The sequence below is a fragment of the Scopulibacillus daqui genome, assembly GCF_016908855.1.
In the GTDB taxonomy this organism is placed as follows: Bacteria; Bacillota; Bacilli; order Bacillales; family Sporolactobacillaceae; genus Scopulibacillus_A; species Scopulibacillus_A daqui.
The window spans coordinates 49,193-62,786 of record NZ_JAFBER010000013.1 but is presented as its reverse complement, the minus strand read 5'-3'; the positions used below and the strand labels follow the sequence as shown (position 1 = coordinate 62,786).

At 39.5% G+C, this 13,594-nt stretch carries 10 protein-coding genes and 1 pseudogene; 6 read left to right on the top strand and 5 right to left on the bottom strand.

The genetic code is table 11. The features are described 5' to 3' along the window. Window positions 1-239: 239 nt before the first annotated feature. Window positions 240-577: pseudogene (locus JOD45_RS10450) on the top strand (MFS transporter); the annotation flags it as partial. Window positions 578-706: 129 nt separating this feature from the next. On the opposite strand, the gene JOD45_RS10445 reads toward JOD45_RS10450, so the two are convergent. Continuing rightward, window positions 707-1,294 carry a TetR/AcrR family transcriptional regulator gene (locus JOD45_RS10445; protein ID WP_205003835.1) on the bottom strand — a complete coding sequence of 196 codons (588 nt, stop codon included), beginning with the start codon at window positions 1,292-1,294 and terminating at the stop codon, window positions 707-709. 407 nt (window positions 1,295-1,701) lie between these two features. On the opposite strand from JOD45_RS10445, the gene JOD45_RS10440 reads away from it, so the two are divergent. Then, the gene (locus tag JOD45_RS10440) at window positions 1,702-2,268 is read left to right on the top strand and encodes an RBBP9/YdeN family alpha/beta hydrolase (RefSeq protein WP_205003834.1); all 567 of its coding nucleotides are present in this window, start codon (window positions 1,702-1,704) and stop codon (window positions 2,266-2,268) included. Window positions 2,269-3,487: 1,219 nt separating this feature from the next. On the opposite strand, the gene JOD45_RS10435 is transcribed toward JOD45_RS10440, so the two are convergent. The 4 genes from JOD45_RS10435 to JOD45_RS10420 all read right to left on the bottom strand — a co-directional run bounded on the left by JOD45_RS10435 (window position 3,488) and on the right by JOD45_RS10420 (window position 9,257). After that, window positions 3,488-4,948: a DHA2 family efflux MFS transporter permease subunit gene (locus tag JOD45_RS10435; protein WP_205003833.1), complete on the bottom strand. Its 1,461-nt coding sequence runs from the start codon at window positions 4,946-4,948 to the stop codon at window positions 3,488-3,490. Window positions 4,949-5,040: 92 nt separating this feature from the next. Then, window positions 5,041-6,651, bottom strand: a complete 1,611-nt coding sequence (locus JOD45_RS10430; RefSeq protein WP_205003832.1) for a CocE/NonD family hydrolase — start codon at window positions 6,649-6,651, stop codon at window positions 5,041-5,043. Window positions 6,652-6,855: 204 nt separating this feature from the next. Then, complete coding sequence (locus JOD45_RS10425; protein ID WP_338056076.1) at window positions 6,856-7,557, bottom strand: SDR family oxidoreductase; 702 nt, start codon at window positions 7,555-7,557, stop codon at window positions 6,856-6,858. A gap of 173 nt (window positions 7,558-7,730) precedes the next feature. Continuing rightward, a complete protein-coding gene (locus JOD45_RS10420) occupies window positions 7,731-9,257 on the bottom strand; it encodes an MDR family MFS transporter (RefSeq protein ID WP_205003831.1) in 1,527 nt (508 codons plus the stop codon). 322 nt (window positions 9,258-9,579) lie between these two features. On the opposite strand from JOD45_RS10420, the gene JOD45_RS10415 reads away from it, so the two are divergent. From JOD45_RS10415 to JOD45_RS10400, 4 genes are all read left to right on the top strand, one after another. Next, the gene (locus tag JOD45_RS10415) at window positions 9,580-10,176 is read left to right on the top strand and encodes a TetR/AcrR family transcriptional regulator (protein WP_205003830.1); all 597 of its coding nucleotides are present in this window, start codon (window positions 9,580-9,582) and stop codon (window positions 10,174-10,176) included. A 101-nt stretch (window positions 10,177-10,277) separates the two neighbouring features. Continuing rightward, entirely contained in the window at window positions 10,278-10,892 is a 615-nt protein-coding gene (locus tag JOD45_RS10410; protein ID WP_205003829.1) for a TetR family transcriptional regulator, read from the top strand. 101 nt (window positions 10,893-10,993) lie between these two features. Next, entirely contained in the window at window positions 10,994-11,875 is an 882-nt protein-coding gene (locus JOD45_RS10405) for a PEP/pyruvate-binding domain-containing protein (RefSeq protein ID WP_205003828.1), read from the top strand. Between the two features lie 65 nt (window positions 11,876-11,940). Next, window positions 11,941-13,590 carry a PEP-utilizing enzyme gene (locus tag JOD45_RS10400; RefSeq protein ID WP_205003827.1) on the top strand — a complete coding sequence of 550 codons (1,650 nt, stop codon included), beginning with the start codon at window positions 11,941-11,943 and terminating at the stop codon, window positions 13,588-13,590. Window positions 13,591-13,594: the final 4 nt, after the last annotated feature.

Sequence of the window (13,594 nt, the reverse complement as noted above, 5' to 3'; positions counted from 1 at the left end):
ATGCTTTTTCAATATTGGGTTTAATGTCTTATCTAGGAGTTGGATTAGGTTCATTTATTTTTAGCTCTGTTGCTGATGCCTCCTTAAGTTTATTGTTTATTTGTTCATCAATATTTCCTATATTTCCTTGCTGATTACTCTAAGTTTCTATCTAACAAAAAGAAGTAGATCCAAAAAAGTAAATAGTACTTATAAAGCTTTAAAGGACGAAAAAGGCAGATGAGGATATATGGAGTTGGACCCCTTTAAATACACTGGCTTGGGGATGCTGGCCGATTGCGTCGACTACGCTGAATGGAAAACCGGCGTTCGGGCGGACGGCGCAGTTGTTTCCAGTATGAGCTTTATTAATAAATTAGGCGCAGCTATTGCCGGTTCGTTTTCGGCATTTTACTTAGGGTGGGCCGGCTACGTTGCTGGTGCCCATCAGAGCCTCTCATCACTTCATGCCATACGCAACATGAATGCTTTGATTCCAGGGATTTTTATTTTGATCTCAATTATCATCATATGTTTCTACCCACTGTCTGAGAAGAAATATCAAACAATGATTTCGGAATTGGAACGGAAGAAGTAAGATGAAGACAGGAAACGATTTGAATAAATCTATCGAAATGGCCTCTGATGACCCGCCCGCCTCAGAGGCCATTTTTCACTCATTATCATTCAATATCTATCATTTTTTATAGAATACAACAGTTAATTGTTATTCAGAATAAATATTCCTTGAAAAGGAGCATAACAAGGTATTTAATTGCTCTCCCATGCTTTCGGCTGAATCTGACATGTCATTTGATAACCAATATTTCACGACACCGAAATAGGCATAAACGGTAAAATGAATCAGAAAGTCCTTATCCACTTTTAATTGTTCTTCACTAATTTTTAATTCTTTAATCTCATGATAAAAGTGTTTCTTTAACACGTCTATAAAACGATTATAAAAATAAGCCTCTCCTTTATAACTAAACATCGCTTTATAGAAGCGAGAATGTTTCTGGAAATGTTCAAAATAACGAATATATCGTTCTTTGTCCATTGTTCCATTTCTTGATTTGTCATTAGATAGTTCAATAGCCGAAATAAGTTCATTTAATATTTTGTCTACCAACCTTTCAAAAAGTTCAAATTTATCCTGGTAATGCAAATAAAATGTTCCTCTGCTAATATCCGCCCTTTCAGCAATGTCATTAACGCCAATATCTTCAAATCCTTTTTCATCAATAAGTTCAATAATAGCCCTTTCAATACTTTGTTTTGATTTTCGAATACGGCGATCTTCTTTTTTAGACATAAAAATACTCCTTTTGTTATTAATTGACACTTTGTTTTCATTTGTTCATCAGTTAACAAAATAATGAAAATTGTTATTAAAGGTCATTTATAACACTTGATAAAATTATAATGCACACAATGTTTATTAATCAACTGACAATCTATTATCATAGACCTTAAGTCGTATTTTTCCATATTTAGAAAGGAGTCCTATATGTATACAATCAATTTTCATACCTCTATACAGGATAAAAAGGGTTTGCCGGGTCTAAAGGATGTTATACAGGGGTAGTTAAAGTCATTCATCTAAGTCTTGTTTTTCCTTCAATTCGCAAATTGCAGATTTCTTGAGCTTTTCTCATGCCATATTCGTTTTGGTCAGTGATATACTGTTTTTGTATCTTTAAAAAGAGAGGGCGATGAGCAATGGAAAAACAAGTATATATTATCCATGGATACGGAGCTTCGCCAGCCAATCATTGGTTCCGGTGGTTAAAAGAAAAATTAATAGCAGATGACCATCAAGCTTCGGTGCTTCACATGCCAAATTCGTCTGACCCCAAGAAAGAAGAATGGTTGAAAACTTTAGCCAATAGAATAGAAACATTAGATCACAACACTTATTTTGTCACACATAGCTTAGGATCTATCACACTATTAAACTATCTGGAACAATTAGATCCTTTGCCAAGGTTTGGAGGCTTTATTCTAGTTTCTGGCTTTTCTGAACCATTATCATCCTTACCTTCACTAAACCCTTTTACAGTAAAAAAAGTGGATGATAAAAAAATAATTTCTGCAACTAATGGCCGTGCTGTTATTGCCGCAAAGGATGACGATATTGTTCCTTTTCAATTAAGTCAAAATTTAGCAAAGCAATTAAAGGCATCATTTCATCCTGTTGAAAAGGGCGGCCATTTTCTAGAAGACGATGGATTTATTACCTTCCCATTGGTCTATCACGTTTTAAATAACATGATGAAAACTGTATAAATAATGAGGGAGCCTCTCCTTCGCAAAAACAGTCATATCCACAGTCGTTTCCGGCAGTTGAAAACTATGGGAAACCGTATCCTGTATAAGCTTTGCTTGGTGTGTCCCATCGCGAACATAATCATCATGCTAATTCGCAGAAAAACCAGTACCTCTTTTTTTCGGTACTGGTTTCATATTTACATTTGGATTTATTATTCTCTCAATTGCCATATCATTCATTTAAAAAGTCTCCAAGACTAGGCAACCCTAATTGTAGCGGTACAAAAAATAGTGAATGCAAAAACAAGGACACCGAATCTGCCGCACGATCACTATGAGTAAATCCAAGGCCTGAAAATAAGACTGCTGCCATTAATGCAGCGATGTAAAATCCATTTAATAGGGTTTAAAATAATCGAATTTAATGATATATCAGAGAATTGTTGTTATAGCAGCATAAAGACTGTAAACTATCATAATAACGCCAGCTAATACAATGAAATCCAAAACCAGTAATTTTAATTTTCTTGGTACTCTCAACCATAGTTGTGTTAATTTTCCAGTTATTTTCATAGGATATACCACCTGTCATCTGATTGCGCTTTTCCTTGCTTTCTATAAATAATATACATAACGATGAGCATCACAATAAGAGCAATGATAAAGAAGATCATTAAACGCTTGCCATCTTTTACCCTGTTAAGTAATTAGAAAATGTCATGATAGCAGCGGTTATCATCGCGTAAAGTATACCTTTAATTGGAGATTCTTGTTTCATTTTGATTCACCTTCCAATGTTAATCATATTGAATACAATTATAAATAATGAGTAAACATCTGCATATACAATATTTAAATGATTTACGAGAAAGCCCCGATGCTGATTCTCAAAGTTGACAATCAGCAAGCCGATTGATAATGCTTTGCTTGGGTACCCTGTTTTATTCGATTCCCGGCTTTTTAAAGGATTTGATCAAATCAATGGAGATAAAAGCGGTCGATCAATTGTGTCAAACCACAATGATAACCTGACTCCTTCCATTTCATAGAAACTTTTATAACGTTGATAAGGAAACTAACAAAGTCATTTCTGGACATGCCAAGGATCCATTTATTCACACTTTTCTATGTTATGTTTGCTTAGGATAAACACGATCATTAACGGGAAACCCTCTTTTCTTGTTTATAATATTTAAAGGCCAGGGAAAACGTTAACTATACCCCAGCCTTTAATGAGTTATACGTTGGATTTATTTTCAGAGACATCTTTTTGTTTAATAAAGAACGACACTACTAATCCTAAGCAGGCTATGCCAGAAGCGACCATAAAGGCCACATTAATCCCATGGATCATCGCATTTGCCGCCATTTGATGTTTCGCTTCTTCAAGTGCCATTCCTTTAAATGCTGACATATCTTGATGATAGTTTTGTGCACTATTTGTCATAATGGTGACAAGCAGTGCGGTACCAATTGAACCTGACACCGTACGCATCGTATTGTTCATCGCCGTTCCATGTGAAATTAAATGTTCCGGCAATTGGTTTAATCCCGCTGTTGTCACAGGCATCATAACTATGGCCAGACCAAACATACGGACCGCATAGATGAGCAATATATACGTGTAAGACATTGAAGCGTCCAGATTTGTGAACAAAAATGTCGTAATAGCGACAATGGTCAGCCCAATGATGCTCAGCCATCTGGCTCCGATTTTATCGAATACTCTTCCAGCTATCGGTGACGTTATGCCCATCACAATGGCACCGGGTAAAAGCATCATCCCGGACTCTAATGCAGTGAAGTCACGCATATTTTGCATATAAAGCGGCAGCAACAGTTCTGCACTTAACATGGCCATTGAAACGATCATTGTAAGCAGTGTCGTTACAGCAAATGTTCCGTGTGTAAAGACCCTAAAATCAAGCATCGGCTTTTCCGCAACTAACTGCCGCCAGACAAAGAGTCCAAGAGCAACCATGCTTATGATTAAAGACATAATGACTTCGGCGCTGTCCCAACCGTTATTCCCCGCACTGCTAAATCCGTACAAAAATCCGCCAAAACCAATTGATGACAGTATAATTGAGATGAAATCGATTTTCGGGAAAGTTTGCTTCGTCACATTTTTCAAGACAAAAATACCAATAATGATATCAATCAGCACAAACGGCAAAATGACATAAAACAACAAGCGCCACGAATAATGTTCAACGATCCAGCCGGAAAGTGTCGGACCGATGGCCGGGGCAAAAGCAATTGCAAGACCGACCATTCCCATTGCAGCTCCGCGCTTTTCCTTTGGAAAAATCATAAACATGACGGTTTGCATAAGCGGCATCATAATTCCCGCACCGCAGGCCTGAACAAGCCTGCCTGTCAATAAAAATGTGAAGTTTTGCGCAAACGCAGCAATCAATGTCCCAAGTGCAAAGAAGCTCATTGCGGTAAAAAACAGCTGCCGTGTTGTAAATCTATTAATTAATAAAGCACTTATCGGAATCATGATGCCATTCACCAACATAAAGCCGGTGGACAACCATTGCGAGGTATTCGCCGAAATCTCGAGATCATCCATAATCTTCGGTATCGCAGTATTTAGCAGCGTTTGATTCAAAAGAGCCACAAATCCCCCAAGTATCAGTACAGCGACAATCGGTATTCTGTTAACATCTTGTTTTGTTTGTACCTGTTCCATTTCAGGTTCCTCCTCTTCTTAATAAAAGATTGCAAAATGGAAGATTCCTGGCATTCGCCAGGAATCTCTATCAGATTTATTTTGATTTCCATTTAAAGTCCCTTGTTCTCAGAAGGACGTTTCGGAATGACCGGCAACAACAGGAACGAATCATAGCTGCCGCCTGTATGCAGGGTGTTCTGACCGGTAAATCGTGACGATGGCCGATCGAGAGGGTCATCCTTAATACTGGAAGCTGCCGGGTCCTCCTTTGCACTGATTTCCAGTACAAGGCGGTGGCCGGCCTCAAATACGATACTGGTTGGCCAAATCTCTACATCTACAGGTACAACTTCACCTGGCTGAAGCAATTGCTCTTCATCATGAGCATGAAACGGCCGATATGGGAGCGTCCGCTCTGGATCCAGCTTGCGGTGCGAAACACGTAACCATCCTTGTGCCAAAAAGGTCGGTTTACCGGTAGGACCGATGCCCCAGACGTCATTGCCATCTGGATCAAGGTTGCGAATACGAACAAAGAGGTCCATATCCTCACAGGAGGCTGAAACCCATAGACGCAGCGACACTGGGCCAGTAATCTCAGTCGCTTCACTAAATGGTTCAGTGCTAAAGCTGACTCCTCCCTCAGGCGCTTGATAGCTGAACTCGGATGAAGCGGAAGGGGCTGTTGTTGAGATACTTTGGCTTTCTGCATCCAGATAGTATCGTGTCCATTGGGTATCCGGCAGAGGCCAGGCTGTTTCGTCACGCATAGAAACACTATTGCCTCGGCGAATGGCGAGACGCACCGGCGGCTCCTCCATCCATCCTGTGTCCTCGCCTTTTAGCCAATAGCCGAAGAACCGTTCCTGCATCCGTTGTGCTTCATCAGAGTAAAATGGCATCAAATGATCCCCGACAATAATCCGCAGCCATTTGTGAGGTGAAGACGCGCGCATATAGGCTTCTGTATTTCCGCGTAGATGCAATAGGAGATTCCCCCAGTTTCCAACTGAGACGAAAGGCACTTTAATCTTGGACAAGTCCGGAAGCCACTGACGATAGAATTCATCATCGAACGGATGCGCGAGAGCAGACTCTGCCGGGTGGACGAATGCTTCCTTTCGTTCCTCTTCACTGACGGAGCCATCTGCCCCATATTGAATGGTCTGTAAGTTCTTTGACCAAAACCGCGGGAAGCCGGCGTTAAAGATACCCCCATGCCGCATAAAATCGCGATAGATATCCGCTGCTCCCTCCCAAGGCATCATGGCGGTCAGGTGCGGCGGTTGTAAAGCGGCTACCGCCCACATCGACATCGCGTAATAGGAAATGCCTAACAGGCCGACCTTGCCAGTACTCCATGGCTGAACGCCAGCCCATTCAATGGCATCATAGTAGTCTTGAGCCTGTCTTTCGGAGAAAACACTCATTATTCCAGGTGAAGCTCCTGATCCGCGAGAATCTACACGCACAACCGCATAGCCGCGGGGCACCCAATCCTCTGGATTCGGGGTTTCCCAATTAAGGAACGGCCCGCCGCCAAGCTCGTTAAAGTGCTCGAGATTTCGCTGCGCTAAGGAGAGATCTTTGCCATAGGGGCCAAAAGTCATTAAAACTGGATGTGGACCATCATTCACTGGACGATACACATTAGCATAGATCACATTTCCATCCCTCATAGGAATAGGAACATTGCGTTCATAGATTATAGATGCAGTCATTGAAATAACCCCTTTCTTTTTTATATTGTCTTAACCCTTTGTTTAAATCATGATCCCTAATAGGATTAAGCCCTGTTGAAATATGGCATCGAATTGTTTACAATAAGCAGGTGGAAGCTGCATTTTTATTAAAAATGCGAATGTCCCAAATTTTTCATTTAAATCGAGTATTCGGCTAATGAATGACTCAATTTAGTCTGTGATTTACCAAGGCACAATACCATTTTTGTCAAAAAAGCCGCCGGTTGGTCCATCTTCTGTAAGTGTGGCAAGGTGTACGACAATGGAGGCGCCTTCTGCTACTGGATGACCCACGTACCCGGTTAAATCAGTAGCTGTATAGCCGGGATCGGCGGAATTAACTTTAATAGGAAAATCTTTAAGTTCTTTGGCAAACAAAATGGTTAAAGCATTAACCGCTGCTTTCGAACTCATGTAAGCAAGCGCAATGTAGTTAAAGAAACCGGACTCTGGATCACTGTTTAAGGTCAAAGAACCTAAACTGCTTGATAAGTTCACGATTCTGCCAGAAGATGATTTTTTAATTAAAGGCAGCAGCGCTTTTGTAACAGCGAACGTGCCGAAAACATTTGTTTCGAATGTCTTTTGTAATTCATCCAATGCCAATTGGCTTGGAGATTTTCCGTTATCCACATTTATACCTGCATTATTAATTAATACATTAAGCGACCCGAATGCCTTATCAATTTGTTGCGCTGCGGCCTTAATTGTATCTTCATTCGTAACGTCCAACACAATAGCTTCAGCATTTATGTTTTCCTTTTTCAATAAAGCAGCAGCTTCTTGACCTTTCTTCTCATCTCTTGCCCCAATCAAAACCGTATATCCTTTAGCACCTAATTGCCTAGCCGTTTCAAAACCAATTCCTCTGTTGCCGCCGGTAATGAGTACAGTCTTTGTATTATTGATAACCGTTCCCTCCAGTTAATTTTTTTAATTAAAGCAGCCCCGCCTTAACCCGCCCTTAACTTAGCTTTATGACGCATGGTACACCATGCCTGCCTGGCCTTTAGTTTGATAGTTTTACTTCCTTGCCCTATAAATGTTGACATTGGTACTTACTTCATTTCGGTCTTTTGTTTTTTAGCTGCTTTCTTTTGAATCCGTTCAGGACTCATTAAGAGAATGAACACAACAGCAAGTAATGCTGGGATAAGTGCCCACATAAATGTTTGTGCAATAGAAGAAGATAGAGCCTCTGTAATTTTATTAAGAACAGCAGCTGGGATTTTCTCACGAGCTTCCGGCGACAACAGTGCACTTGAATCTCCGAAATTTCCATGCGCCCCCGTCTGTTTCATTCCGGAAAACGCATCTTTTAGCTTATCGGAGAACAAGTTTCGCTGAATAATCCCGAAAATCGTGATGCCGAGCGTCATACCAAGAGAACGGAAAAATGAGTTTGAAGATGTCGCTGCCCCGCGTTGTTTCATATCGAAATTATGAATCGCCGCCATGCTTAATGTAGAGAAGGAGAAACCAACGCCAAATCCCATAATGACCATATAGATAGTAACCATAGAACGAGCAGTATCCGGGGATAGCGTACTTAATAAAAATACGCCGGCGACAAAGAAGACAGCTGAGAAAATCATGATATTACGATAGCTTGTTTTTGATGCTAAAATACCGCCGATTTGGCTGCCGAAAACAGAGCCAAGCATCATTGGCGTCAAGATTAAACCAGAGTTTGTCGCTGTACCGCCAAATACCCCTTGAACGAAAATCGGAATGTACACTGTTGCGATGATAAATGTTGCACCATAAAAGAAGGTGACCGCGTTGCTTGTTGTAAATAAACGTTTCTTAAACATTTCAAAAGAAACGATCGGATCTTGCGCTTTTGTCTCTATATATAGAAAAGCAGCGAAGAAAACGGCAAATCCTGCAAATAAACTGATGATGACTCCTGAATCCCATGCGTATTGGTTTCCGCCCAACTCAAGTGCAAACATTAAGCAGACAATGGCAGCGACCAGAGTAGCCGCACCCCACCAATCAATCTTCTGTTCTTTATGCTCCATTGATTCTTTATAGAAGAAAGCAATCAAGCAAAGGGAAACAACCCCGATCGGCAGGTTGATGTAAAATACCCAGTGCCAGTTGATATATTCTGTAATATAGGAACCCAAGAGCGGTCCGAAAATACTCGATATGCCAAATACTGCTCCAATAAGCCCTGTCATTTTTCCGCGTTTTTCAGGCGGAAAAAGATCAAAAATAATCGTAAATGAAATTGGCATTAACGCACCGCCGCCAATCCCTTGAATTGCCCGGTAAATGCTGAGCTGAATCATGCTTTCTGCAGATCCGCATAGAAAAGAACCGATGGCAAAGACTAACAAACCAAAAACAAAAAACCGCTTACGCCCATACATATCGGACAGCTTGCCAAAGATTGGCGTTCCGGCCATGACAGCTACCATGTATGCAGAAGTGACCCAGACAAACTTGTCAAATCCGCCCAAATCAGCAACAATGCTTCCCATCGCCGTCGCTACAATAGTGTTATCCATAGCCGCCATTAGTACAGCCAGTAAAAGGCCTATGACAACAAACCTTGTATTATTTTTTTTGACTATCATGTCATTTCACTCCTTTTCATAGTGGTTTAAACCTAAATACCATCAATTATATTTTTGATTAAATCATTGATTATGATAAATACGCCTTAAAATTTTGCTTGACTTATATTAACTTTTCTTTAGTGAGATGATTCAACTCCCCATCTTCATCAAACAATACAATCAGCGGTTTTTAGTCTTTTCTAATCAACACAGTGTTGATTGATTTGTTATTTGAATTATAATTTGTAGTGAAGGTGAATTCAATAAACAGAGATCGTAAAAGTGACGGATACTGAACACCGTGCAGAAACCTGTTCATTATAATTGAGGAGGAAAAAAAATGCAGGAATCATATATAGACTTACGAATCGCTCGTACAAAAAGCGCCATCCGGGACGCGCTGACGAAATTAATAGAGGAAAAAGGTTTTGAATCCTTAACTGTTAAGGATATTACCACTAGAGCCGGTATTAATCGGGGAACATTTTATTTACATTATCGTGATAAATACGATTTATTGAAGAAATGCCAAAAAGAAATCATGGATGATATATCTAAAATTGTACAAAAAGGCTTTCTTAGGGACATTGTAAGTAAAAATTCGGCTACAATTCCTTTTCACTTTTCCGTTTCTATCTTTGAATACTTGGATAAACACGGAGACTTTATGAAGGCTTTATTAGGGCCCAAAGGGGATCTATCGTTTCACAACATGTGGAAGTCAGTATTTGAAAACAATCTAAATAACTTTATCAAGAGAGAAAATTTATTAGTGCCAGAAGAATACTTAATTTCCTATATAGCTTCCGCACATCTTGGTGTGATCCAACAATGGCTTCATAATGGCAGAAAAGAATCTCCCAAAGAAATGGCCAAAATCCTTTCATCCATTAACTTGAACGGACCGATAGTCGCAGCTGGCTTAAAAAATGATTGATGATCGCCAAGTTCTAAAGGAAATTTGCTTTTTATTTGTTGTACCAAATGATTTGTGCAAATTGATTTTTTTTAAAAAAAGTTTATAATGAGATTGTGTTAGTGATTACTAACAAAATTTTAGCCATTGGGGTTGTAACAAAGCCGATGACGACAACAAAAGAAAAAATCCTTTATGCCGCAATTGAATTGATGTCGGAAAAGGGATATAAAGCTGTCACGACTAAGGAAATAGCCAAAGCAGCAACCGTCAGTGAAATGACGCTTTTTCGGTGTTTTGGATCGAAGAAAAATATTTTAGATTGTGCAATCGATAAGTTTTCTTATTCTATGCCAATCAAAAAAGTATTTGAGGAAAATATCGTTTGGGATCTGGAAAAGGATCTATCCATGCTATGCCGTGTATATAAAGATGTTTTAAAGGAAAACAGGAAAATCTATTTGCTATTCTTTCGCGAAGCTAAAAATATACCGGAATTAAAAGAAAAGATCATTTATAACAATCCGCTAAGGTTAAAAAAAATGTTAGAGAACTATTTTTCAAAAATGCAAGAGATGAAAAAAATGGTGATGATTGATCCGGAAGTTCCGGCGATTAATTTTATATCGATTCTTCTTAAAGGCATTATCGGCATTGAAGAATTAGTTTCGACAATGGATGAAGAATATTACATTGATCAGACTGTTCAATTACTTATTAAAGCTTTAACACCATAAAAAGTTTTTTGGGTGTTAGCTTTTTTTCACCCATTATGTTAGTAATCACTATCAACAATTAAAATAGTGCAAACATTGTACTTGAAGGAAGGGGCACTTAAATGTATACAATACCTTTTAAAACAGCACACCAATATGACGGTTTGGTCGGGTCAAAGGCGAAAAACTTGTCATATATGTTAAATCACGGTCTTCCTGTACCCGATGGGTTTGTTATTACAATGGATGCTTTTAATAGATGTTTAGAAGAAAACAGTTTGGACATTAATGAAAAGCGGCTTGATGAAAAGCTTCATAACATTAAGATCCCGGAGACTGTTGCTAAGGATATAGAACATAACTTTAATGAATTGCTGAAATCTTATCATGCTGCAGCGGTTCGTTCCTCATCTGCAGCCGAAGATTTAGAAGGAGCTTCATTTGCCGGACAGTATGAAACATATTTAAACATCGCGGCGATAAGTGAGCTGTTTGAAAAATTAAAAGCTTGCTGGGCCTCAATGTTTACTGAACAAGTTATGAAATACTTAGAAACAGTGGCGGCTGATCTGAAACAATTATCTATGGGTGTTGTCGTTCAAGGTCTTGTTCATTCCGATATATCCGGGGTCATGTTTAGCGCGAATCCAATCACCCAAAATCAAAAAGAAATCATGATTAACTCAAGTTATGGTCTGGGTGAGGCCATTGTTTCAGGTATTGTAACACCAGACCAATTTATTGTTAATAAAGAAACAATGGCCATACAGAAGGAAAAAGGACTGAAAGAAACAAAAATGATCCCTTCTGATGAAGGCATCGAAACTTTGCAAACGACCGATGCAGAGCAAGGCCAATTTTCTATCACAGATAGACAGGCAAAGAATCTAGCGGAATTAGCCATAGAGGTAGAAAAGTTATATGGTCATCCTGTTGATATTGAGTTCGGCATCCAAGATGACAAAATATATCTGCTGCAAGCTCGGCCAATTACGGCGATCTAATTTTGCTGAATAGTGATCCGCATATCACGGGGTCTGGCCCCAATAAAATAAAGGAGAGAGAAAATATGTTAAGTACAAACAGAGCCACTGAATTTCAAAAAAAATTGTTTTTAAGCGAAGAGGATAAAGAAAATAATTTTTGGCTGCAAGATGATAATCACTACCCAGATAATAAAACACCTTTGTTTTTGTCTTACATGCTGCCTGGCTTTAGCTATGGCTTCAACAAAGCGATGATTGAAAAAGGCAAGAGTCCGATAGAGAAAATAGACTTAAAAAGTTATAAAGGGTATGTCTACCAATCAATGATTCCTTATCAGGGGGACCTTAATGAAAGATTAAAAGAACAAGAAGATCACGCCAGACCGCTTTTCCCTTATTTAAATGAAAGAATGCATCGAATAATCAATGAGTCCTTAATGCCTTATTACAGCCAATTGGAAGCCGACAGCAAGAAAAGCTTATCACTCCAAGAATGCCTTGAAAAAGTTGATGGATTATACCATTTTTACAAAAAAGCATGGGAAGTTCATTTCGATGTCCTTTATCCGACGACAGCTCTTAATAATAGACTTGAAAAACTGTACGGACAGCTTAAAAACACGGAAGAAACCGTTCAAGTCTATGAACTGCTGGTTGGGGTGATGAACAAGTCATTGGAAACAGAACGGGAATTATGGAAGTTTGCCGAAAAAGCTAAGCAAAAATCGGCGCTGTTAGATATTTTTAAGCATTCGCCGATCGATGAACTTGAGGATAATCTATCAAAAACAGATGACGGGCAAACCTTTCTATCATCGCTTAAAGACTTGATGACGGAATATGGTTACCGTAAAGAAAACACCCATGAATTTATTGGCCACACATGGCTTGAAGACCTTCGCGATCCGTTATCGGCCATTCAAGCCTATATTAGGGATGACTATGACTTTGAAAAGGATTTTAAGCAAAAAGTGCAAAAAAGAGAGGAAAATTACCAAGCTTTCTTGGCGAGTGTACCGGATGGCAGGACGAAAGAAGAATTTATTCAGGTTTATCAATGGGCACTCGATGCAGCAAGCATGCGTGATGATCACCATTTTTATATTGATGCTATGCTGACAGCTAAGTCGCGCCTGTTCCTTTTAAATGTTGGAACGACCCTGGTCAAACACCATGTTATCGATAACCCGGAAGATATTTTATTCCTATACCTTGATGAGTTAAAGGCACTGTGTCAACATCCGGAAGATGCAGCCTCATTAATTAATCAACGCAAAGCAGAGTATCAAGAAAACCGCAAGGCGAAGGTGCCAAAGTCATTCGGAACACCGCCAAAAGCATTAACATCATCAAAATTCTTCCAACAAATGTTTGGTTCGGTAGAAGAACAAAAATCAAACAAAGAAAATGCCATCAAAGGTTTTGCGGCATCTAAAGGGCAATATACGGGCCGAGTGAAAGTCATTCATTCACAGGATGAATTTGATAAGCTTCAAAAAGGAGATATTTTGGTTTGCAAAACAACAACACCGTCTTGGACCGTCTTATTCTCTGTTGCCGGGGCTGTTGTGACTGATGCAGGCGGGATATTATCGCACTCGGGGATTATTGCAAGAGAATACAAGATTCCGGCGGTTGTCGGCACAAAAGCAGCAACTGCAGCATTAAAAGATGGCGACCTCGTCACTGTTGATGGCTCAGAGGGAGTGGTCACCATTGAAAACCAAGAATAATGAA